We start from the raw sequence: 22,372 nt of genomic DNA on the forward strand, positions 1-22,372 counted from the left end.
CGTCAGGGGTGCTGCACACCTGACGGATGGTCTATTCGTCGGGGCGAAGACCGAACGGGGACGGCCGGAAGCCGCGCCGCGTCGATCACGGTGTCGCAAAACTGGTCTGCGGTCACCCTCGCCGAGACAACCCGAACACCATACCCCAGCGCAGAGGCGCTCTTGGAATCGGGTGGTCACCGGCGGTTCGGCTCGCGCTGGAGCGCGTCGCGTACGCTGGCGTGGTTGCCGATCGGTCGTCTGCGAAAGGTTGTCTTGCGTTGAGCGCCTCCCCTGAGGGTGTTGTCGCGCCCGCATCCCGTGGGTTATCCGCCGAGGTAGCCCGCCGGCGCACGTTCGCGGTGATCTCCCATCCCGACGCGGGCAAGTCCACGCTCACCGAGGCGCTGGCCCTGCACGCCAGGATGATCTCCGAGGCGGGCGCGATCCACGGCAAGGCCGGGCGCAAGTCCACCGTCTCGGACTGGATGGAGATGGAGAAGGCCCGCGGCATCTCGGTCAGCTCGACCGCGCTGCAGTTCAACTACCGGGCCGCGGGCTCCGACGTGGACAGCGTCATCAACCTGGTGGACACCCCCGGCCACTCCGATTTCTCCGAGGACACCTACCGGGTGCTCACCGCCGTCGACGCCGCGGTGATGCTGATCGACGCGGCCAAGGGCCTGGAGCCGCAGACGCTGAAGCTGTTCCAGGTCTGCCGCCACCGCGGCATCCCGGTGATCACCGTGATCAACAAGTGGGACCGGCCGGGCCGCGCGCCGCTGGAACTGCTCGACGAGATCAACGAGCGGATCGGGCTCACCCCCACCCCGTTGTTCCTGCCGGTCGGCATCGCAGGGGATTTCCGCGGCCTGCTGCGCCGCGGCCAGGACGGCGCCCCGCTCGAATACATCCACTTCACCCGCACCGCAGGCGGCGCGACCATCGCGCCGGAGGAGTCGCTCACGCCCGAAGCCGCCGAGGCGCGCGAAGGGGAACCGTGGAGCACCGCCGTGGAGGAGAGCGAGCTGCTTTCGGCCACCGGCCAGGACCACGACCAGGAATTGTTCCTGGCCGGGCAGACCTCGCCGGTCATCTACGCCTCGGCGATGCTGAACTTCGGCGTGCGGCAGCTGCTGGAGACCCTGGTGGCGCTCGCGCCCGCGCCCGGTCCGCGACGCGACGTCAAGGGCAAGTCGCGCGAGACCGGCGACCCGTTCAGCGCGGTGGTGTTCAAGGTGCAGGCGGGCATGGACGCCGCCCACCGCGACCGCTTGGCGTTCATGCGGATCGTGTCCGGCGAATTCGAACGCGGCATGGTGGTCACCCACGCGCAGACCGGGCGGCCGTTCGCCACCAAGTACGCGCTGACCGTGTTCGGCCGTGAGCGCGCCACCGTCGACACCGCCTATCCGGGTGACGTCGTCGGCCTGGTCAACGCGACGGCGCTGGCTCCTGGACACACGTTGTTCGTGGACAAGAAGGTGGAGTTCCCGCCGATCCCTTCGTTCGCCCCGGAGCATTTCGCGGTGCTGCGGGCGCGCAGCGCGGGCAAGTACAAGCAGTTCCGCAAGGCCGTCGACCAGCTCGATTCCGAAGGTGTCGTGCAGGTGCTGCGCAACGACATCCGCGGCGACGCCTCCCCGGTGCTGGCCGCCGTCGGCCCGATGCAGTTCGAAGTGGTGACCGCGCGCATGCTCGCGGAGTTCAACGTCGAGACCACGATGGAGCACCTCGGGTACACGCTGGCCCGGCGCACCGACGCCGCGTCGGCGGAGGAACTCGGGCGGCAGCGCGGGGTGGAGGTGTTCACCCGCTCAGACGGTGCGCTGCTGGCGTTGTTCAGCGACAAGTGGCGGCTGCAATACATCGAGAAGGAGCACCCGGCGCTCACCTTGGAGCCCCTGGTCGCTACCGCCGACTGAGTCAGCCTGCCTCGGACTCCGGTCGCAGCGGCGCGGTGCCGGGATCGCGTTCGATCGACGAGATGCCGTCCTCTTTGGCGATCAGGCCCCAGCGGCTGGAGGTCAGGCGAAGACTGGGCAGGTCGCTGAGCGACAGCACCACTTCGTAGGTGCGTTCGTAGCCGGTGTGCGAGATCCGCCACCGCCCGTCGTCGCAGCGCACGTAGCGGTCGGTGTAGAAAGCGGCGCCGCGCAGCAGCATGTTGTGGCCCGGAATGAGCACGGTGTCGGCGAGGTACCAGGTGCCGGTGGCGGTGTCGCCGTCGACGTCGATCTCGGGGTGGTCACAGCGGTGCTCGGTGATCACGTGCGGCCCGAGCGTGTTGCGCATGAACGCGATGAACGCCTCGCGCGATTCGAATTGGAGATATTCGCTGTAGGTGGCGGTCGCCTCGGGGACCATGGTGTCGGCGAAATCATCCCATGATTTGGTGTCGAGGGTGCGCAGGTACCGGTACTTCAGCCGGGAGATCGCCGATACGTCGTCGGGCTCGCGCCCCTCGTCGCGACCGCGTGCCGACCGCGGATCGTCTCGCACCCGCCCGAAGTCGATCGGCCCCGCGTCGAAGCGCGGCCGCTCGTCGGCGCGCCGGTCGCCGGGATCGCGTTCGCCGGTGCTCGCCGCCCGCTGCCCGCGGCTCGGCCCGGGACCGGCCGGATCGATGTCTCGCTCCTCGGGCTCGGGTGCACTCGAATCGATGTCCACCCCGCCGCGCTCCTGGCGCCCCGGGGGAAATCCCGAGTCGTCGGGCTGCTGATTACCGGGACCCTTACCCCGGTCGTTACGCGTTTGCCCGGCGATGCCCAAACCTGGGTCGCCGCGCCCCTGCCCGCCGGTTCGCTGATCCATACTCTCCACAATCCCATCCCGAGTGCCGGATTGGGAGAGTTGTATCAGATTGCTATCACGACGACGCGGAACATTCCGGCGAAGATCAACTTCGGGGAGGTGTCAGCTCCCGATCGTGAAGCAGGTGCGGCAGAAGTCCTCGCCGAACTCGGTCAACCGGAGACTCTTGCGCACGATCTTCGGCGCCCGGCCCGCCTTCTTCAGCGCCGCCTCCACCACGGGCTGCACCTCCAGCACCATGTACCGGCTGAGCACCACCGGATCGTCCGAGGTCAGCGTCAGCCCGAGGCGGTTGAGGTTGATCAGGTAGGACCGCGCCCGGTCCGGGTAGCGCACCCCCGCCTGCTCGGGCACGGAGGTGAGATCGCCCTGCACCAGTTCCGAGCCGATGCCGAGCGGACGGTTGGTGCGCACGTCGACCGACGGCTGCGGACCGTTGAGCGCCATGAAGCGCAGGATGCGCGCCTCGTCGGGCGCGAGTTCGTCGAGGATGCGGTCGTAGGCCGGGTGCACGTCCTCGGTGAAGTAGACGTCGGCGGACCTGGCCAGCAGGGCGTCGCCGCGGCGGCGCAGCTCCTCCGTGCTCGCCGAGCGCAGGTACGGCCCCACCGCCAGCGCCTGCTGCGAGGTGGGTCCATTCGACGTCGGGACGTAGCTGACGATCTCCCGGACCGACCCCTCGGTGACGCCGAGCGCGCTGCGGGCGATGGAGCGCAACGCGTTTCCGGTCCGCTCGGCGATCTCCGCTGAGGACTCCCCGTCCAGAGCGGCCTGGGTGATCTCTCTGGTGACCTCGTAGGTCGTGCCGACCGCCCATTGACTCCCGCGCACGACGGTGCCGGCGGCCACTCCGGCCGCGCGGAACACGCCGCGGATCAGCCGAGCCTCATTGCTGATCTGCCGCTGTTCGACATCCGAACTGCGCTCGACGGCGCGGGAACCTGGCCGCGCCACGTCCTGTCCGGTCCTGTCGTCTGCCACGTTTTCTCCGATATCGCCGGGGGAACGAATCCGTCCCACAGATTACTTCCCCTTGTGTCGCGGGGCATTCGCACCGTCTGACTCGGACAGTGCGACCGGCACGCGGCGCGCAATAAGGTTTCTTCGCCGAGGGGGTGCTAGTTTTGGGTGCCGGTGAGGCGGCGATCACCGGTGTATCGGCAGGAGGGTGTCGTGTTAGAGAGTGTTTTCGGAATCCACCCGACGATCCTCCTCGAGCTCGTGACCATACCCCTTTTCACCGGGGTGATCGGCTACATCACCAACTGGACCGGCGTGCTCATGCTGTTCAAGCCGGTCGCGTTCCACGGCGTCCGAGTTCCCGGCCTGCGCGCGCTGTATCCCTTCCTTCCCAAGCGAATTCAGGTTCTGCCGCTGCTCAGCTACGACGGCCGGTTCGGCTGGCAGGGCATCGTCCCGTCCCGCGCGGACAAGATGGCCAGCATCGCGGTCGACAAGGGCCTGGCCAAACTGGGCAGCGTCTCGGACTTCTACCGGGAACTCGAGCCGGACAAGCTGGCCGAGCATCTCGCGAGCATCGCCGACGTGCAGATCAAGGACATCGTCGAGGACATCCTGCGCCGCGAGCACCCGCAACTCTGGTACAACCTGCCCGCTCAGGTGCGCGACATGGTGCACGCCAGGGTGCGCCAGCAGTTGCCGGAGATCCTGCGCGAGCTGACCGAGGAATTGGGCGCGAATATCGATCAGCTGCTCGATGTGAAGCAGATGGTGATCCGCTACTTCCAGGCCAGGCCGCATCTGCTCAACACGCTGTTCCAGGTGCTCGGCGCGAAGGAACTGCGTTTCATGCAGAACTTCGGTTTCTACTTCGGCGCGCCGATGGGCGTGTTGCTGGTGGCGGTCCTGCACCTGACCGGGTGGCCCAGTCTGGCCGTGCTGCCGATCGGCGGCGTCATCATCGGCTGGGTGGTCAACTGGATCGGCATCAATATGATCTTCGCGCCCGCATATCCGAAGTGGTGGGTCCCGTGGCGGCAGGGCCTGCTGATCAAACGCAAGTCCGAAATCACCGACGGATACGCGGAATTGGTTTCCAGCCAGGTGATCACCGTGGCGAATATCGGCGACGAGTTGCTCAACGGCCCGCGTTCGGACCGCACCATGCAGATGCTGGAGGACACGCTGCGCCCGGCCGCCGACCGCGCGCTCGGGCCTGCGCGCCCCGCGGTCAAGTTCATGCTCGGCAGCCGCGAATACGACTCGCTGCAGTCGACCTTCACCAGCGAGGCCATGGCCATCGCGCCGATCGCGTTCGCCGACCCGGAATTCAACGTCCGCCAGGGCAGGCAGATCAACGAGTACATCGCGCGGCAGATGGCGATGCTGTCGCCGCCGGACTTCGTCGACATGTTGCGCGCGGCCATCAAGCAGGATGAATGGCTCCTTTTCGTCCATGGCGGCGTGTTGGGGCTGTTCGCCGGATACGCTCATATCCTGATCTTCGGAACGGGAGTGGCGACATCATGGCTGTAGCGGGTCCGGACGACGGCGATATCGAGGCCGTCGAGCACCTCGGCGCGGCGACGGCGAATGCCGAGCCATCGCAGGAGATCGCCCGGCGGCCGGCTTCGGATATCGCCCACACCGACGAATCACCCAGACGGGTAACGGTTCCCCTGGCTACCGTGCGTGCCGCCACGGGTGTCGCACGGGTCGCGTGGACGGCGGTCACGGGAGTGACGTCCTGGGGCGTCGGCACCGCGGTCGGCGTCACCTCGACCGTCGTGCGGCGCAGCATCGAGGGTGCCCCGCCGCGAGAAGTGCTGGCCGAAGCCGAGTCCGAGGTCCGCGACGCGATGCGCAAGGCGCTCGGGATGCCCGCGGCCACGGAACCGCACGCGCAGGAGGCGGTTCCGACGCTGCGTGAGCAGGGCGCGGCGCTGCTGCGGTTGTCGGCCAGCCCGCACGGCGAGGAGGACGATCACCCGGCCTTCGCGGGCATGCTCGCCGAATTGACCCCGGACGAGGCGCGCATCCTGCGCTTCCTGCATCTGGACGGACCGCAGCCCTCGATCGACATCCGCACCGGCCGCCCCCGCGCGCTCGGCTCCGAACGCCTCGGCTCGATGCTCACGCTGATCGGCGAGCACGCGGGCCTGCGTTTTCCGAACCGGATCCAGCAGTACCTGACCAACCTGCGCAGGCTCGGCCTGATCGAGCACGCCCGCGAGCCGGTCGGCAACCCGAACCGGTATCAGCTGCTGGAGGCGCAGTCACCGGTGCGGGAGATCCTGAAGCGCTCCGGCTTCGGCACCAAGGTGATCTACCGCAGCGTGGTGCTCACCGACTTCGGCGCGGATTTCGTGCGCACCTGCCTGCCGGTGGTCGTGCAGGACGGACGCGCGTCGGGCCACTAGGTCCGCCACCCGCGCAGCGCCATCTCGGCGACGCGCTGGAGTTCGTCGCGACTCGCCCCGTCCCGTGCCGCCTGGGACATGCCCTGCATCACCGTGCCGACGTAGCGGGCCAGTGTGCGCGCGTCGAGGTGGCCGGGTAGCAGGCCCGCGTCGATGTCGGCCTGGATGCGCGCGGCGAACGTGTCGATGTTCCGATTGCGCATCTCGCGCAGGAGATCGGCGATCTCGGGGCTGGTGGTGTTGACGCCCGCGCTGATCACCAGGCAGCCGTGCGGGCACTCCGGCCTGGTGTATTCCGTCGCTGCCTCGCGCAGGATCCGCCGCACCGCCGCCTCCGCGGTCTTCTCCTCGGCCAGCGCCCGTGCGGCGAAGCCGCCGTAGCGGGCGCCGAAATTCGCGACGACCTCGGCGAACAACGTCTTCTTGTCGCCGAACGCCGCGTACAGGCTCGGCGCGCCGATGCCCATGGCCGCGGTCAGGTCGCCGATCGAGGTGGCCTCGTACCCGCGGGCCCAGAACAGCCGCATGGCCTTGTCCAGCGCCGCGTCCCGATCGAAAGATCGCGGTCGTCCCCGGGTGGTCGTGCTCATGGCTCAATTTTATAGCGCTCACTAGATAATGTGCTACCTTTATTTCTGTAGCGGTCGCTAGAGAAAGGAAGGCGTCATGGGCGCACTGACGGGCAAGACGGCACTGGTCACCGGAGGCAGCCGGGGCATCGGACGGGCGATCGCCGAACGGCTGGCCCGCGACGGCGCGCGCGTGGCGGTGCACTACCACCGCGACGAGCAGGCAGCGAAGGAGACGGTCGCCGCGATCGAGGCCGCGGGCGGCGCGGCGTTCGCGATCCGCGCCGAACTGGGCGTGCCCGGCGACGCGGCGGCGCTGTGGGCGGCGTTCGACGCGCACGCCGACGGACTGGACATCCTGGTGAACAACGCGGGCACCGACGGCATCAGGGAACCGATCGCCGGGACCGACGAGGCGGCGTTCGACCGGGTCTTCGCGATCAACGCCAAGGCCCCGTTCTTCATCACGCGCCTGGGCCTGGACCGGTTGCGCACGGGCGGACGGATCATCAACATCTCCACCGGCCTGACCCACGGCGCGCACATGCCGCAACTGATCGCCTACACCATGACCAAGGCCGCGATCGACAGTTTCACCAGCGTGCTCGCCAAGGAGGTCGGCGCGCGCGGCATCACGGTGAACGCGGTGGCGCCCGGCATCATCGACACCGACATGAACGCGAATTGGCTGCGCGACGCCGAAGCGCAGGCGTCGGTGGCGGCGATGTCCCCGCTCCGGCGCGTCGGACAGACCGCCGACGTCGCCGATGTCGTCGGGTTCCTCGCCTCCGACGACGCCCGATGGGTGACCGGGCAATGGATCGATGCCACCGGCGGAGCGCTGCTGTAAGGCGTACCTCCGCCTTCGCTCCGGCCATGCGCGAGCTGAGGACGGACTACGTCCGACTGCGCTTGTTATGCGTACCTCCGCCTTCGCTGCGGCCATGCGCGAGCTGAGGACGGACTACGTCCGGCAGCGCTTGTTATGCGTACCTCCGCATTCGCTCCGGCCATGCGCAGGCTGAGGACGGACTACGTCCGGCAGCGCTTGTTATGCGTACCTCCGCATTCGCTGCGGCCATGCGCGAGCTGAGGACGGACTTCGTCCGACTGCGCCTATTAGGCGTACCTCCGCCTTCGCTCCGGCCATGCGCGGGCTAAGGACGGACTCCGTCCGACTGCGCCATTAGGCTTGGGCATCGTGCTGTCAGTTGTGCCGAGTCCCGTCACCGTGCGGGCGCCGTCGAAGGTGAACCTCCATCTCGGAGTGGGCGACCTGCGTGCCGACGGCTACCACGACCTGACCACGGTGTTCCAAGCACTGTCCCTGAGCGACGATCTGGAGATCGCGCCGTCGGGTTCGCTGGCCGTCCGGGTCACCGGCGAGGGCGCCGCGGAGGTGCCGACCGACCGGACGAATCTGGTGTGGAAAGCGGCCGTCCGGCTCGCGCATCTCGGCGGCCGCGCTCCCCTGGTGGAAATCGCCATCACGAAAGGCATTCCGGTGGCCGGGGGCATGGCGGGCGGCAGCGCCGACGCCGCCGCGGCATTGGTCGGTCTGAACGAGCTGTGGGATCTGGGTCTGTCCAGGGAGGAACTGAGCGCCGTGGCGGCCGAACTCGGCAGCGACGTGCCGTTCGCCCTGCACGGCGGCACCGCCCTCGGCACAGGACGCGGCGAGCGCTTGTTACCGGTGCTGTCGCGCAACACGTTTCACTGGGTCCTCGCCTTCGCCAAAGGTGGCTTGTCCACGCCTGCGGTGTTCGCCGAACTCGACCGGTTGCGCGAGCACGGCGAACCGCCCCGGCTCGGCGAGCCACAACAGCTGATGCAGGCGCTCGCCTCCGGCGACGCTCGGCAACTCGCACCCCTGCTCGGCAACGATCTCCAGGCGGCGGCGGTGTCGCTGAAGCCGGAACTGCGCCGCACGCTGCGCGCGGGCGTCACCGCGGGCGCGCTGGCGGGGCTGGTCTCCGGCTCCGGACCCACCTGCGCGTTCCTCTGCGAAAGCGAGGAATCGGCGATCGCGGTGGCCGCCGAACTGGCGGGCGCCGGGGTCTGCCGCAGCGTGCGGACCGCCAGCGGACCCGTGCCGGGTGCGCGCGTCCTCAGCGGCGACGCGTCAGGAAAGCACTGACCGTCGAAGGCCGCGGGCAGATGCGGCTTCCGGCGCGGGAAGTCGCCGAGGGCAACCCGGGCGCGGCCCGGCCGAAGCGCGCTGCACCACGGTGCCGGCAACTACACCGCAGTCGCGAGGGCGTTCATACAGCTACGGCGTGGCCCGACGCATCGGGTTCCGCGCATGTCGGCCGCGCCGCGACGAGCCGCGCAGGCGCGGCCGAAACAGCTCGAGCGCCGATGGGGTGTACACCGCACGGTGATCCGATGACACTGCGGCGAGCACGAATATTCGTGGCGATACGCGGCGGAATGCTCGGCATCACGGAAGGGCTCGACCGGCATACAACGCAAGCCGAGCCGATCCAGCGGGAACCCTCGGCATCACCGAGTGCCCCTCGCGACCGATGCGCAGCCTTGCTCAGGGCAGCAGGTCGGCCAGCCGATCGATTTGATCGGCGTCGCGCCCGTAGCAATAGAACATCACCTCGTCCGCGCCGAGATCACCGAATTCGGCCAGCGCGGCGCGGATCTGCGCGGGTGTGGTGAGCATGCCGGCGAGGATGCCCTCGGTGTAGCCGCTGAACTCGTAGTAAGCGCCCATCGATGCGCGGGCGTCCTCGATCACGTCGTCGGGACCGATGGCCACGTTGACCTGGGCGACGATCCTGGGCTCGCCCGGCCTGCCGTGGTCGGTCCAAGAACGGCGGACGGTGTCGAAGAGCTTGCCCGCCCACGAGGGCGGGGCTGCGGCGAGAAACCCACCGCCCCAGCGGCCGACGCGCTCGAGCGCGGCGGGCTGGAAACCGCCGAACAGGATCTCCGGACCTTCGGGGCGCAGCGGCGCAGGGCCGATCGGCCCGCACTCGTCGCCGTACGGCTCACCGGCCCACAGGCCGCGCATGAGTCCGAGTTGCTCGTCGAGGCGACGGCCCCTGGTGCGCAGGTCGGTGCCGGAGGCTCGGTGGTCGTCCGCGCGACCGCCGACGCCGAGACCGAGCACGAACCGCCCGCCGGACATCCGGTCCAGCGTGGCGGCCTGCTTGGCGAGCAGCACCGGGTCGCGCAGCGGCGCGAGCAGCACTTCGGTCTGAACTCGGACGCGGCTGGTCGTACCCGCGATCGCGGCCAGCGCGATCAGCGGTTCGGGATTGTCGTAGACCAGCCGATCGAGCAGCCCGAGCGTGCGGAACGGGCCCGCGTCGGCGCGCCGGGCCCAGTCGAGCAGCGCGGCGGGATCGGAAATGGGCAGGCCGAGGCCGACATGCATGGGAATCCTCCAGAGAACATGCGGAATGGGATGGAGCCGCCCGCCGACGCCTCTGCTAGAGGCGGGCGTCCCACTCTGCGGCCGTACTTCTGGGGAGCGCCGATTCGGTTTCATCGAACGAACAGCGTTCGTTCCTCGCCAATCTAAACGAACACCGTTCGTCAGCGCAAGCTCGCCGTCGTTCGCCGGGCCGACGAGCGCTCCGCCCACCTCGGTACGCTGGCCCGGGGCCCACGGCCGCGACAGGCAGGTCTCCTCGGACGCCCCGCAAGACACGGAAGGATCCATGTCCAACCTGATCAATCTCGAACAGGTCCACAAGAGCTTCGGGATCAAGCCGCTGCTGGACAACGTCTCGCTCGGCGTGCACGCGGGCGAACGAATCGGAGTCGTCGGCCTCAACGGCGGCGGCAAGACCACCCTGCTCGAGGTGCTCACCGGCATCGAGGAACCCGACAGCGGCCGGGTCAGCAGGCTCGGCGGCCTGCGCATGGCGGTGGTAACCCAGCGCGGCACGCTGCCCGCGGGCGCGACGGTCGGTTCGGTGGTGCTGGCCGGGCTGGCCGACGACGCGATGACAGACGAGGTCGCCGAACACGAATGGGCCGCCGACCCGCGCATCCGCTCGGTGATGGACGGCATCGGCATCGCGGGCCTCGGCATGGACACCTCGGTGGACAACCTCTCCGGCGGTGAGCGCCGCCGGGTCGCGCTCGCCGCCGCGCTGGTGCGCGAACTCGACCTGCTCGTGCTCGACGAGCCGACCAACCACCTGGACGTCGAGGGCGTGCAGTGGCTGGCCGCGCACCTGCTCGGCCGCCGCAGCGCGCTGGTCGTGGTGACCCACGACCGCTGGTTCCTCGACACCGTCGCCACCAGCACCTGGGAAGTGGTCGGCGGCAAAGTGGAAAGCTACGAGGGCGGCTACGGCGACTGGATCTTCGCCCGCGCCGAGCGCGCCCGCCAGGCGGACGCGTCCGAGGCCAGGCGGCGCAATCTGGCTCGCAAGGAGCTGGCCTGGCTGCGGCGCGGTCCGCAGGCGCGCACCTCCAAGCCGCGCTACCGGGTCGAGGCCGCCGAAGCCCTGATCGCCGACGTGCCGCCGCCGCGCGACAGCGTCTCGCTGGCGGCCTTCGCGCGCAAACGCCTCGGGCGCGTTGTCGTCGAACTCGAGGACGTCACGCTCACCACGCCGGACGGCAGGGAACTGGTCCGCGACCTGACCTGGCGGCTGGCGCCGGGCGAGCGCGTCGGCCTGGTCGGCGTCAACGGCTCGGGCAAGACGACGTTGTTGCGCACCCTGGCGGGAGACACCGGCGCGACCTTGGCCGCGGGCAAGCGCATCCAAGGCCAGACCGTCCAGATCGGCTGGCTGCGCCAGGAACTCGACGACCTGCCGACCGACCTGCGCGTGCTGGAAGCGGTGCAGCAGATCGCGCAGCGAATCATGCTGGGCGACAAGGAGATCTCCGCCGGACAGCTGGCCGAGCGGCTCGGTTTCAGCCCGGCGCGCCAGCGCACGCCGGTCGGCGACCTGTCCGGCGGCGAGCGGCGGCGCCTGCAGCTGACCCGCATCCTCATGTCGGAACCGAACGTGCTGCTGCTCGACGAGCCGACCAACGACCTGGACATCGACACCCTGCAACAACTGGAGGACCTGCTCGACAACTGGGCGGGCACGCTGGTCGTGATCAGTCACGACCGGTACCTCATCGAGCGGATCTGCGACTCGACCTGGGCGCTGTTCGGCGACGGCAAGCTCACCAACCTTCCCGGCGGCATCGAGGAGTATCTGACCAAGCGCGCGGCTCTGGCCGCGAGCCAGACCCGCGGCGCCGCACCGGAGGCCAAGCCCGCCGACGCCCCGGCCACCGATTCCGCGGCCTACCGCGCGGCCCGCAAGGAGCTGACCCGGCTGGAACGCGCCATCGACAAGCTGTCCGAGCGCGAGCAGCGCTTGCACGTCGCACTGGCCGACGCCGCTACCGACCCGGACAAGCTGGTCACCCTCGGCGCGGAACTCAAACAGGTGCTCGCGGAGAAGGAGACGGCCGAAGAGCGCTGGCTGGAACTGGCCGACGGCGCGTGAGTCCCGGCCGTCGCCGCGCAGGACGGGACGAGGCTCCGAGCGGAACGCTACCGCTCCGCGGGCACCCTTGCCCACATATACGGGGAGGGGGTATCTTTGCGGATGTCGGGTACCCCCCGGCCGTATGAAGAACTGGATGCGAAGGAGTCGGACATGCCCACCACCACCTACACCGTCACCGGGATGACCTGCGGGCACTGCGTCAGCTCCGTGCAGGCCGAGATCGGCAAGATCGACGGGGTCACCGGCGTCGATGTGGATCTCGCCAGCGGCGCCGTCCGCGTCGACAGCACCGCGCCGATCGCCGACGCCGATATCGTCGCCGCCGTGGACGAAGCCGGCTACGAAGTCGCCGTCTGACCCGGGCCGACCCAGTGGCTCCGCGCACCGGCCCATGCCGGTCGCGGAGCCACCGCCGTGCGCACGGTGCTACGCCTGGGCGGCCAGCCGGACGAAAGCGGCGGTGTCGAGAGTTTCGCCGCGGGCGGTGGGAGCGATGCCCGCGGCGATCAGGCGACGCTCGGCCTCGGCGGGCGAACCGGCCCAGGCGGCGAGCGCGGCGCGCAGCGTTTTGCGCCGCTGCGCGAAAGCGGCGTCGACGACCTCGAAGACGCGGCGACGGTGCTCGGCGTCCATCGGCCACGGCGGCTCGGCGAAGCGATCGATCCGCACCAGCCCCGACTCCACCCGCGGCACCGGCCAGAACACCTGGGTGCCCACCGCCCCGGCCCGCCGGACCGTTCCGAAGAAGCCCGCTTTCACGCTGGGCACGCCATAGATCCGGCCGCCGGGCTCGGCGGCAAGACGATCGGCCACCTCGGCCTGCACCATCACCAGAGCGACCGCGATGCCGGGCAGTTCGGCGAGCAGATGCAACAGCACCGGAACGGCCACGTTGTACGGGAGATTGGCCACCAGCGCCGTCGGCGCGGCGGGCAGATCCGAGGCGGTGACGCGCAGCGCGTCCGCCTCGACCACCGACAGGCGCGACGCGAGTTGCGGCGCCCGGTCCGCGACGGTCACCGGAAGATGGCGCGCCAGCACGGGATCGATCTCGACGGCGACCACCGAGTCGACCACGTCCAGCAGCGCGAGGGTCAGCGAACCGAGACCCGGCCCGACCTCCAGCACCACATCGCCGCGACCGACGCCCGCGGCCGCGACGATCCGCCGCACCGTGTTCGCGTCGTGCACGAAGTTCTGCCCGAGTTGCTTGGTCGGCCGCACCCCGAACCGCTCGGCGAGCACCCGCACTTCGGCGGGCCCGAGCAGCGCCGCACTCCCACGAGCGGAAATATCAGGTTCGGACACCTCGAGAATCTATCAACCGGCGGCGCGGGCCAGGCGCGACCGTCTCCCCCGCGTCAGCCGATGCCGAGGCGACCGGTGCACGCGGGCCAGGCGCCCCAGCCCTGCCGCTGCCGGGTGATCTCCGCGATGGCGATCTGCTCTTCCCTGGTGGCCAGGTCCGCGCGGGGGGCGTAGCGCAGCCCGCCCTGGCGCTCCCAGGTGCCCTGGTCGAACTGCACGCCGCCGTAGTAGCCGTTGCCGGTGTTGATCGACCAGTTGCCGGTCGACTCGCAGCGGGCCAGCGCGTCCCAGATGTCGCCGTCCCGCACCGGGGGCACCTCGGTGCCCGGCTTGGCGCCCTTGCGGACCGTCTTCGGCTGCGCCGCCACGGTCACCGTCGATCCGATCGCCTGACGGTCGACTTCCCGACCGTTGACCATGGTGACCGCGAACGTGACGTTCTGGACGCCGGGAGCGCCAGCGGACTCCACCACCGTGCGGCTCATGTTCATGGTCGGGTCCTCGATGACGTTCTCCGGCGGATCCAGCGGCAGCGTCTCGGTGTGCTGTTCGACCCGCTTGCGCGTCACGGTGACGCGCAGGCCGTTCGTCAGCGGGGTGGACGCGGCGGGCTCGACGGAGTCCTGCTCGATCAGCGGGATGCCGGTCACCTCGAGGAATTTGCCGACGGTGGGTGCGGCGGCGCGCACGTCCACCGGATTGCCGATGCCGTCCACCAGCGAGACCACGCGCGGCGTCGCGATCGTCAGCGACGCGCCCTGCAGCGGGAGCCGCTCGTCGCGGGCGGGCGAGACGTACACCTCTTTCGAGATCTTCAGCTGTTCGAGCGCCTCTCCCGCGGTCACTCCGGTGGTCCACACCTTCTGTGTCAACCCGTCGACCGACAGATCGACCTCACGCGCGCGGTTGAGCGTGATGGTCGCGCCGTCGGCGATGTGCGCGGCCAGGGCGGGCGCCACCTTGTCCCGGTCGGTCACGGCGAAGCCCGCCGCCTTCAGCACGCCGCGCACGTCGCGCGACATCGTGGTCTGGAAGAGCTTCTCGCCGTCCACGACGACGGTCACCGTCTTGCGATTCACGATCGCGAGGCCGGCGCCGACGATCAGCGTCAGCAGCAGCGCGCCGACCGCGATGTGCAGCAGCGGCGAACGCGACTGGTTGATCCGCGTGAAGGGGGACATGGTCACAGCACGATAACGAGGGGGCAGGGCGCCGACAACAGCAAGCTCCGGAACAGGGCCTTTTCAATATCACGATCGAATATCGACCCCGCAGGTAAATCACGAAACGGAACATCGAAAGTGACATAGGACACATTTCGTGTACACCGATGCATTACGGGCATTCGTGATGCCCATCGCAGCCCCGCGTCGCTCGGCGGGCGTCCCGCTCAGATCCGGTAGACGCGCCGCGCGTTGGCGGTGGTGATCTCCGCCAGTTCCAGCGGATCCTGCTCGCGCAACTCGGCCAGCGCCCGCACGGTGTACGGCAGGCAATACGGCTCGTTCGGCGCCCCGCGGAAGGGGTGCGGGGTCAGATACGGCGCGTCGGTCTCCACCAGGATCTGGTCGTCGGGCACCACCTTGGCCGCCTCGCGCAATTCGTGCGCGTTCTTGAAGCTCACCGTCCCGGAGAAGCTCAGGATGTAGCCCTCCGCCACGCAGGACAGCGCCATGTTCGTGTCCGAGGAGAAGCAGTGGAAGATCACGCGCTCCGGCGCGCCCTCGTCCAGCAGCACGGTCAGCAGATCGTGATCGGCCTCGCGGTTGTGGATCATCAGCGGCTTGCGCACCCGCTTGGCCAGGTCGATGTGCCAGCGGAAACCCTCGATCTGAGTCTCGATGTCGGCGCAGCCGTCCAGCTTGCCCGGCCAGTAGTAGTCGAGGCCGGTCTCGCCGACAGCGACCACCCTCGGGTCGCCCGCCAGGCGCTCCAGCTCGGCCTTCGCGTCGTCGTCGAGCGCGTTCGCCCTGGTCGGATGCAGCGCGACGGCGGCGAACACGCGATCGTCCCAGTGCGCGGCCCGCACCGCCCAGCGCGCGGCGGCCAGGTCGTCGGCGACGGTGACCACCCGGCCGACGCCGACCGAGGCGGCCCGGTCGACGATCGCCGCGGTGGACGCCGCGTCGGTCGCGCCGCAGGCGTCCAGGTGGGTATGCGCGTCCACGATCGGCGACAGCGGCTCGGGCAGTTCCGGCGCGGCGCGCTTCGCGCTCATCGGCGGCCACCCCGCGGCGCGGACGCGGGGACTCGCGAATCGGCGACGGGCATATTCACGCGAGCGAAAGAATGCACGCGCATTACAGTAGACACACCATGAGCGCAGCTGACCGCCCCGCCTTCTACATCACCACGGCCATCGCCTACCCGAACGGCGCGCCGCACATCGGGCATGCGTACGAGTACATCTCGGCCGACGCCATCGCCCGCTTCAAGCGCCTCGACGGTTACGACGTGTTCTTCATGACCGGCACCGACGAGCACGGCCAGAAGATGCAGCAGGCCGCCACCGCCGAGGGCATCCCGGTGGAAGAGCTCGCGGCGCGCAACTCCGACGTGTTCGAAGCGCTGGACAAGACGCTCGACATCTCCTTCGACCGGTTCATCCGCACCACCGACGCCGACCATCACGAGGCCAGCGTCGCCATCTGGGAGCGGATGCTGGCCAACGGCGACATCTACCTGGGCAACTACTCCGGCTGGTACTCGGTGCGGGACGAGGCGTTCTACACCGACGAGGAGACCACGGTGCTCGAGGACGGCACCCGCGTCTCCACCGAATCCAAGACGCCGGTCACCTGGACCGAGGAGTCGAACTACTTCTTCCGGCTGTCGGCCTACCAGGACAAGCTGCTGGCGCTCTACGACGAGCATCCGGAATTCATCGCGCCGGCCACCCGGCGCAACGAGATCGTCAGCTACGTCAAGGCGGGTCTGAAGGACCTGTCCATCTCGCGCACCACCTTCGACTGGGGTGTGCCGGTGCCCGGCCATCCCGACCACGTCATGTACGTGTGGGTGGACGCGCTCACCAACTACCTCACCGGCGTCGGCTTCCCGGACACGTCCTCCGCCGCCTTCGGCAAGTTCTGGCCCGCCGACTTGCACATCATCGGCAAGGACATCACCCGGTTCCACACCGTGTACTGGCCCGCGTTCCTGCTCTCGGCCGGAGTGGAGCTGCCGAAACGCGTGTTCGTGCACGGGTTCCTGTACAACAAGGGCGAGAAGATGTCCAAGTCGGTCGGCAACGTGGTCGATCCGCTGGAGCTGGTGGAGAACTACGGCTTGGACGCGGTGCGCTTCTTCCTGCTGCGCGAGATCTCCTACGGCCAGGACGGCAGCTACAGCCACGATGCCATCGTGAGCCGGATCAACAGCGACCTGGCCAACGAGTTCGGCAACCTGGTGCAGCGCAGCACCAAGCTGGTCGGGCGCGACTGCGGCGGCGTGGTGCCGACGCCGGGCGAGTTCACCGAGGACGACCGCGCCCTGCTGGATCTGGCGGGCGGCCTGCTGGAACGCTGCCGGACCGAGTTCGACGCGCAGCAGATGCATCTGGCGCTGGAGGCGATCTGGCTGACCCTTGGCGAGACGAACCGGTACTTCTCCGCGCAGGCGCCGTGGGCGCTGGCGAAGTCGGGCACCCCGGAGGATCTCGCCCGCGAGGCCACCGTGCTGTATGTGACGCTGGAGGTGCTGCGCATCGTCGCCATCCTGGTGCAGCCGGTGATGCCGGGATCGGCGGGCCGCATTCTCGACCAGCTGGGGCAGCAGAACCGCACATTCGCCGACATCGCGACGGCGATCGAGCCGGGGCTGGCATTGCCCGCACCGGAACCGGTGTTCCCGAAGTACGTCGAACCCAAGGACTGAGCCCGCTCCGCCTGCCGTAACCGTTAGGCGCACAACGCTTTCCGGTGTTCCGCTGCGGGATGCCCACGGGTGGATCCACCTGCCTTCCCGCCGTGGAATGCGTTGTCGGATAATGAAACACCGGTTCGCGGCCTGGCGACGCCCCGGACCGTGCGCGATCGGTACGACGACGTTCCGTTCGGAATCGGTTCCGGCACAGAGAGGGCACCTATGGGCCAGCAGCACGCGACGGCATCCGTTCACCGGTCCGGTTTCGCCGAACGGCATCGGGCGGCACGCGAGGCCGTGCTCACGTCGCAGCGCGGCAGGCTGGTCGAGGCGATGGTGGAGTCGGTGGACAACAAGGGCTACCCGGCCACCACCCTCACCGACATCGTTGCCAGAGCCAGGGTTTCGCGGACGACCTTCTACGACCATTTCGCGAACAAAGAGGAGTGCTTCGCCGAGGCCGTGCACACGGGCGTCGACATCATGGCGACCAGGATCGCGGACGAACTGGCCCAGTTGCCGCCGGACGCCGACGCCTACGCGAAGATCGAATCCATCGTCGTCACCTTCTGCCAGACCGTGGCCACCGAGCCGGATTTCGCCAGGCTGGTGCTGGTGGAGTCGTTCAAGGTGAACCAGGAGGCCGTCGGCTACCGCGATTTGGCCGTCGACCGCTTCGCTCAGTTGTACCGGGTGTTCTACGACGAGGCGCGGGCGACGGACCCGGCGCTTCCCGAACTGTCCGACGGACTGATCGCCCTCATCCCGGACGCGATCGGCGAGCGGACGCGGCGGGTGATCGTCTCCGACGGACCAGCGCGCGTCCCGGATCTGGCGCCGCTGTTCGTCCAGTTCGTCATGAGCGTGCTCGGACTACCCGTTCCCTCCTGATCGCGACGGCGTGTTCGCTCGGCCGCCGCGCACCCCGCCGGTCGCCCGGCGGGGCTCACCGCGAACGCGTTTCTCACTTCCAGCGGTCGAGCAGGGTGTTGATCTCTTTGGTCAGCGCGGCCTGCAGGAACGGGCCGAAGGTGATCCGTGCGACGCCCTGGTCGGCGAGGGCGGCCTTGTCCGCCTGATCGGGGAGGACGGTCGCGCTGATCGGCAGCGGCAGTTCAGCGGTCAAGCGGCGCATGTCGGCGTCGGCGTGCCTGCCCACCGGGAACAGCACGTCCGCGCCCGCCTCGGCGGCCAGCCGCAGCCGCTCGATGGCGCGGTCCACCCGGTCGGCCTCGTCCCCGTCCTGGCGCAGGAACAGGTCGGTGCGCGCGTTGATCACCAGGTGCACGCCCGCGGCGTCGGCGGCCTTGCGCAATCCGTGCACGAGGTCGGCGTGCTCCTGGCCCGTGCGCAGGCGCCTGCCCTCGCTGTGCACGGTGTCCTCGATGTTCAGTCCGATCGCGCCCGCCTCGAGCAGGCCGTCGACCAGCCGCGCCGGCTCCTGCCCGTAACCCGACTCGATGTCGACCGACACCGGAACGTCCACCGCCGCCGTGATCTGCCGCACCCGGGTCAGCGATTCGTCGAAGGTCATCCCTTCCCCGTCCGAGCGGCCGATCGAATCGGCCAGCGGATGACTGCCGACCGTCAGGGCCGGAAAGCCCGCCGCCACGGCGACTTTCGCGGACCACGCATCCCACACCGTCGGGAAGACGCCGGGATCACCCGGGACGTGCAACCCGAGAAACGTCGTGGCCTTGCTCTCCAGAGAAGTCATACCGTTGATCATGCCCGCCGCCACGGCGTCGGTCGACCACCCGCGCGGCGAAGCCGCACAGCAGGCCGCTAGGAGGTGCGGCGCGCGGCGAGCACCGCGTCGTAGAGCTCGCGCCGGGAGACGGCGTGCACTGCGGCGACCTCGGCGCAGGCGTCCTTCAGGCGCAGGCCCGTCGCGGCGCGGGCTTCGACGGCGTCCACCAGGTCGGCGGGGTCGGCGGAAGCGGGCTCGGCGCCCGCGAGCACTACGGTGATCTCGCCGCGTGCGCCCTCGACGGCCCACTCGGCCAGCTCGGCCAACGTCCCCCGGACGACCTCCTCGTAGGTCTTGGTCAGCTCACGGCACACGGCGGCGCGACGGTCGCCGCCGAGGATCTCGACCGCGTCGGCCAGGCAGTCGGCGAGCCGATGCGGCGCCTCGAAGAAGACGCAGGCGCGCGGTTCGGCGATCAAAGCGCGCAGCCATTCCCGGCGCTGGCCGGATTTGCGTGGCGGGAATCCGTCGAAGCAGAAACGCTCCACCGGCAGGGCCGACAGCGCCAGCGCCGTGGTCACCGCCGATGGACCGGGCAGACAGGTCACCGGCAGGTCCCGCTCGACGCACGCCGCCACCATGCGGTAGCCGGGATCGCTCACCGACGGCATACCCGCGTCGGTCACCAGCAGCACCGTGCGACCGTCGGCGATCTCGTCGAGCAGCATCGGAATCCGTGCGGTCTCGACGTGATCGTAGAAACTGACCACGCGGCCGGAGATCTCCACGCCGAGCGCCTTCGCCAGCGACCTGGTGCGGCGGGTGTCCTCGGCGGCGACGACATCGGCCGTGGACAGCGCGCCGCGCAGCCGCTGCGAGGCGTCACCGACATCACCCATCGGCGTTGCCGCGAGCACCAGCCCACCCGCCGTCTCGTTGACCACCGCACTCCCGTCCGCATCATGTATCCGGCGACAACCGCCCACCCGCAGCCTATCCATCGACGCCACGGCCCCAGCAGATACCGGCGGCAACGAGGTTCGGCCGCATCGGAAGAAGCAATCCCGCATGCCTTCGAGACAAATCTCACTCACGCCCGCGGCCGACCGCGAGTCAGCCGGGCTCGTTCTCTACACGTAACAGCCGATCTCGTGAGCACATGGGTAACTCACCGGGTACGCCCAAAACGACAGCGGCACTCACGCAGGACCTGAACGCGAATCTGGAACCACCCAACTAGTACGGCCTGAAGGCCCGGAGAGGCGGAGGAGCATACGATCGGGGCGTGACCCAGGTGACCGACCAGCGCGCGAACGCACGGTTTCCGTCCGTGCCCTCCTGGTCGAGCCCGGGACCGCTGCGGCCGCCACGCGACTTCGGCCCGACCGACCGCGCGCGCGGCTGGCTGGTGACGGCGTTCCTCACCGCCATCGCGGCGGTGACGCGCTTCACCATGCTCAACTACCCGACCGACGCGGGCACCCCCGTGTTCGACGAGAAGCACTACGCCCCGCAGGCCTGGCAGATGCTCACCGGCGGCTGGGTCGAGGACAACCCCGGTTACGGGCTGGTGGTGCATCCGCCGGTCGGCAAGCAGTTCATCGCGATCGGCGAGGCGATGTTCGGCTACAACGGCTGGGGCTGGCGCTTCACCGCCGCGCTCGCCGGAACACTGCTGGTGCTGCTGGTCATCCGGATCACACGGCGGATGACGCGCTCCACGCTGATCGGCGCGATCGCGGGCATCCTGCTGATCGCCGACGGGCTGACCTTCGTCTCCTCGCGCATCGGCATGCTGGACATCTTCATGGCGCTGTTCATCACCGCCGCCTTCGGCTGCCTGATCGTCGACCGCGACGAGGAGCGCGCCCGGTTCGCGCGCGCCGACGCGCAGGGCCGGATCGGCGTGACCGACTGGGGACCACGCCTCGGGGTGCGCTGGTGGCGCTTCGGCGCAGGCGTGCTGCTCGGGCTGGCCTGCGGGACCAAATGGTCCGGGATCTATTTCATCGCCGCGTTCGGCTTGATGAGCGTCTACTTCGACCTCTCGGCGCGGCGGCTCTACGGGGTGCGCCGTCCCTGGCTCGGGGTCGCGCTGCGCGACGTCGGGCCCGCGCTGTACGCGCTGGTGCTCGTGCCGCTCGGCGTCTATCTGGCCAGTTACTGGGCCTGGTTCGCGAGCGAGACCGGCGTGTACCGGTACATGCCGGGCAATCCGTCCGCGCCCACGGACCCGATCGGCACCGGAGGATTCTGGTCGCATGTGGTGCCGGGCGCACTGCGTTCGCTCTGGTATTTCAATGCCAGATCGCTGGAGTTCCACACCGAACTGACCAATTCGGCGGGCAACCATCATCCGTGGGAATCCAAGCCGTGGACCTGGCCGATGGGCCTGCGCCCGATGCTGTACTACTACGCCGACAGCGGCGTCACCGGGTGCGGGCAGACGCAATGCGTGAAGGCCGTGATGCTGATCGGGACGCCCGCCATCTGGTGGGTGGCCTTCCCGGTGCTGGCCTGGATGCTGTGGCGCGCCGTGGTCCGGCGCGACTGGCGCCACGGCGCGGTGCTGGTCGGCTACGGCGCCGCGCTGCTGCCCTGGTTCGCCACCCTCGACCGGCAGATGTACTACTTCTACGCCGTCCCGATGGCTCCGTTCCTGGCGATGGGCGTGGCGCTGGTGCTCGGCGACGTGCTCGGCCCCGCGCGGGCGAGCATCATCCCCCGCAGCCCCGCCGGGACCTACCTGCCCACTCCCCCGAACGAACGCCGCAGCCTCGGACTCCTCGCGGTCTGCCTTTACCTGGGCCTGGTGATCGCCAACTTCATCTGGCTCTGGCCGATTCTTACCGCGCTACCGATCACCCCGGCCAACTGGCACGACCATCTCTGGCTGCCCAGCTGGCGGTGATGAGGAAGGGCGGATCGTCAACCTTCCAAGGCCGCCTGCACATAACGCAGGGCGGTGGCGTCGTCCAGGCCCAATCTGCGTACCGTCGCGACGTAGGCGGTGGCCGCGCGGCCTGCCACGTCGCGGGTCGGGTCGCCTGACGAGGCGATGAACGAGCCTTGCCTGCCCCTGGTTTCGACCACCCCGTCCGCCTCCAGCTCGCGGTAGGCGCGTGCCACCGTGTTGGGGGCGAGGCCGAGTTGGGCCGCGAGGGCGCGGACGGTGGGGATCTTGGTTCCCGCGGTCAGCTCACCGGAGCGCACCTGGGCGATGATGCCAAGGCGTAGCTGCTCGTAGGGCGGCACAGCGGAGTCGTGCGAGATCGTGATGCTGAACAT

20 protein-coding genes are annotated in these 22,372 nt (G+C 69.3%); 10 read left to right on the forward strand and 10 right to left on the reverse strand.

The window, feature by feature from the left end:
• The first annotated feature begins 260 nt into the window (after window positions 1-260).
• Window positions 261-1,904, forward strand: coding sequence for a peptide chain release factor 3 (locus tag NB3_RS01565; RefSeq protein WP_067795319.1), 1,644 nt, complete (start codon window positions 261-263; stop codon window positions 1,902-1,904).
• Window position 1,905: 1 nt separating this feature from the next.
• On the opposite strand, the gene NB3_RS01570 is transcribed toward NB3_RS01565, so the two are convergent.
• Together NB3_RS01570 and NB3_RS35990 are read right to left on the reverse strand one after the other, a co-directional pair.
• Window positions 1,906-2,481, reverse strand: coding sequence for a nuclear transport factor 2 family protein (locus NB3_RS01570; RefSeq protein WP_067795817.1), 576 nt, complete (start codon window positions 2,479-2,481; stop codon window positions 1,906-1,908).
• 414 nt (window positions 2,482-2,895) lie between these two features.
• Window positions 2,896-3,774 (reverse strand): Abi-alpha family protein, encoded by an 879-nt coding sequence (locus NB3_RS35990; RefSeq protein WP_084485574.1) that lies wholly within the window; start codon window positions 3,772-3,774, stop codon window positions 2,896-2,898.
• 240 nt (window positions 3,775-4,014) lie between these two features.
• On the opposite strand from NB3_RS35990, the gene NB3_RS01580 reads away from it, so the two are divergent.
• Both NB3_RS01580 and NB3_RS01585 read left to right on the forward strand, forming a co-directional pair.
• Window positions 4,015-5,289 carry a DUF445 domain-containing protein gene (locus NB3_RS01580; protein WP_244891732.1) on the forward strand — a complete coding sequence of 425 codons (1,275 nt, stop codon included), beginning with the start codon at window positions 4,015-4,017 and terminating at the stop codon, window positions 5,287-5,289.
• Window positions 5,280-6,173, forward strand: coding sequence for an Abi-alpha family protein (locus NB3_RS01585; RefSeq protein ID WP_067795322.1), 894 nt, complete (start codon window positions 5,280-5,282; stop codon window positions 6,171-6,173). Before NB3_RS01580 ends, NB3_RS01585 begins: the two co-directional genes overlap by 10 nt.
• Here the strand turns inward: NB3_RS01585 and NB3_RS01590 are convergent.
• On the reverse strand, window positions 6,170-6,763 hold the full coding sequence (locus NB3_RS01590; RefSeq protein ID WP_067795325.1) for a TetR/AcrR family transcriptional regulator: 594 nt from the start codon (window positions 6,761-6,763) through the stop codon (window positions 6,170-6,172). The two genes, NB3_RS01585 and NB3_RS01590, sit on opposite strands and share 4 nt — an antisense overlap.
• 76 nt (window positions 6,764-6,839) lie before the next feature.
• On the opposite strand from NB3_RS01590, the gene NB3_RS01595 reads away from it, so the two are divergent.
• Together NB3_RS01595 and NB3_RS01600 are read left to right on the forward strand one after the other, a co-directional pair.
• The gene (locus NB3_RS01595; protein WP_067795327.1) at window positions 6,840-7,592 is read left to right on the forward strand and encodes an SDR family oxidoreductase; all 753 of its coding nucleotides are present in this window, start codon (window positions 6,840-6,842) and stop codon (window positions 7,590-7,592) included.
• Between the two features lie 351 nt (window positions 7,593-7,943).
• The gene (locus NB3_RS01600) at window positions 7,944-8,879 is read left to right on the forward strand and encodes a 4-(cytidine 5'-diphospho)-2-C-methyl-D-erythritol kinase (RefSeq protein ID WP_067795822.1); all 936 of its coding nucleotides are present in this window, start codon (window positions 7,944-7,946) and stop codon (window positions 8,877-8,879) included.
• Window positions 8,880-9,281: 402 nt separating this feature from the next.
• On the opposite strand, the gene NB3_RS01605 is transcribed toward NB3_RS01600, so the two are convergent.
• Window positions 9,282-10,130 (reverse strand): LLM class flavin-dependent oxidoreductase, encoded by an 849-nt coding sequence (locus tag NB3_RS01605; protein ID WP_067795329.1) that lies wholly within the window; start codon window positions 10,128-10,130, stop codon window positions 9,282-9,284.
• A gap of 286 nt (window positions 10,131-10,416) precedes the next feature.
• On the opposite strand from NB3_RS01605, the gene NB3_RS01610 reads away from it, so the two are divergent.
• Both NB3_RS01610 and NB3_RS01615 read left to right on the forward strand, forming a co-directional pair.
• A complete protein-coding gene (locus NB3_RS01610; protein WP_067795332.1) occupies window positions 10,417-12,219 on the forward strand; it encodes an ABC-F family ATP-binding cassette domain-containing protein in 1,803 nt (600 codons plus the stop codon).
• 153 nt (window positions 12,220-12,372) lie between these two features.
• A complete protein-coding gene (locus NB3_RS01615; protein WP_067795335.1) occupies window positions 12,373-12,579 on the forward strand; it encodes a heavy-metal-associated domain-containing protein in 207 nt (68 codons plus the stop codon).
• Between the two features lie 69 nt (window positions 12,580-12,648).
• Here the strand turns inward: NB3_RS01615 and rsmA are convergent, their stop codons facing one another.
• The 3 genes from rsmA to NB3_RS01630 form a co-directional block, all read right to left on the reverse strand.
• Window positions 12,649-13,530: a 16S rRNA (adenine(1518)-N(6)/adenine(1519)-N(6))-dimethyltransferase RsmA gene (rsmA, locus tag NB3_RS01620; protein WP_067795338.1), complete on the reverse strand. Its 882-nt coding sequence runs from the start codon at window positions 13,528-13,530 to the stop codon at window positions 12,649-12,651.
• A gap of 53 nt (window positions 13,531-13,583) precedes the next feature.
• Window positions 13,584-14,711, reverse strand: coding sequence for a resuscitation-promoting factor (locus NB3_RS01625; protein ID WP_067795341.1), 1,128 nt, complete (start codon window positions 14,709-14,711; stop codon window positions 13,584-13,586).
• Between the two features lie 209 nt (window positions 14,712-14,920).
• Window positions 14,921-15,748 carry a TatD family hydrolase gene (locus NB3_RS01630; protein ID WP_067795344.1) on the reverse strand — a complete coding sequence of 276 codons (828 nt, stop codon included), beginning with the start codon at window positions 15,746-15,748 and terminating at the stop codon, window positions 14,921-14,923.
• A gap of 71 nt (window positions 15,749-15,819) precedes the next feature.
• Here NB3_RS01630 and metG point away from each other — a divergent pair, with 71 nt between their 5' ends.
• Together metG and NB3_RS01640 are read left to right on the forward strand one after the other, a co-directional pair.
• Entirely contained in the window at window positions 15,820-17,406 is a 1,587-nt protein-coding gene (gene metG / locus NB3_RS01635) for a methionine--tRNA ligase (protein WP_280516554.1), read from the forward strand.
• Between the two features lie 210 nt (window positions 17,407-17,616).
• Window positions 17,617-18,285 (forward strand): TetR/AcrR family transcriptional regulator, encoded by a 669-nt coding sequence (locus NB3_RS01640; RefSeq protein ID WP_067795350.1) that lies wholly within the window; start codon window positions 17,617-17,619, stop codon window positions 18,283-18,285.
• Between the two features lie 73 nt (window positions 18,286-18,358).
• Here NB3_RS01640 and NB3_RS01645 read toward each other — a convergent pair whose 3' ends face one another.
• Together NB3_RS01645 and rsmI are read right to left on the reverse strand one after the other, a co-directional pair.
• Entirely contained in the window at window positions 18,359-19,111 is a 753-nt protein-coding gene (locus NB3_RS01645; protein WP_067795824.1) for an isocitrate lyase/PEP mutase family protein, read from the reverse strand.
• A 68-nt stretch (window positions 19,112-19,179) separates the two neighbouring features.
• Window positions 19,180-20,028, reverse strand: coding sequence for a 16S rRNA (cytidine(1402)-2'-O)-methyltransferase (gene rsmI / locus NB3_RS01650; RefSeq protein WP_280516555.1), 849 nt, complete (start codon window positions 20,026-20,028; stop codon window positions 19,180-19,182).
• Between the two features lie 341 nt (window positions 20,029-20,369).
• On the opposite strand from rsmI, the gene NB3_RS01655 reads away from it, so the two are divergent.
• The gene (locus tag NB3_RS01655; protein ID WP_067795353.1) at window positions 20,370-21,995 is read left to right on the forward strand and encodes a dolichyl-phosphate-mannose--protein mannosyltransferase; all 1,626 of its coding nucleotides are present in this window, start codon (window positions 20,370-20,372) and stop codon (window positions 21,993-21,995) included.
• 17 nt (window positions 21,996-22,012) lie between these two features.
• Here the strand turns inward: NB3_RS01655 and NB3_RS01660 are convergent, their stop codons facing one another.
• Window positions 22,013-22,372 carry a GntR family transcriptional regulator gene (locus tag NB3_RS01660; RefSeq protein WP_067795357.1) on the reverse strand — a complete coding sequence of 120 codons (360 nt, stop codon included), beginning with the start codon at window positions 22,370-22,372 and terminating at the stop codon, window positions 22,013-22,015.

The sequence above is a fragment of the Nocardia beijingensis NBRC 16342 genome (assembly GCF_001612785.1).
Taxonomy (GTDB): Bacteria; Actinomycetota; Actinomycetes; order Mycobacteriales; family Mycobacteriaceae; genus Nocardia; species Nocardia beijingensis.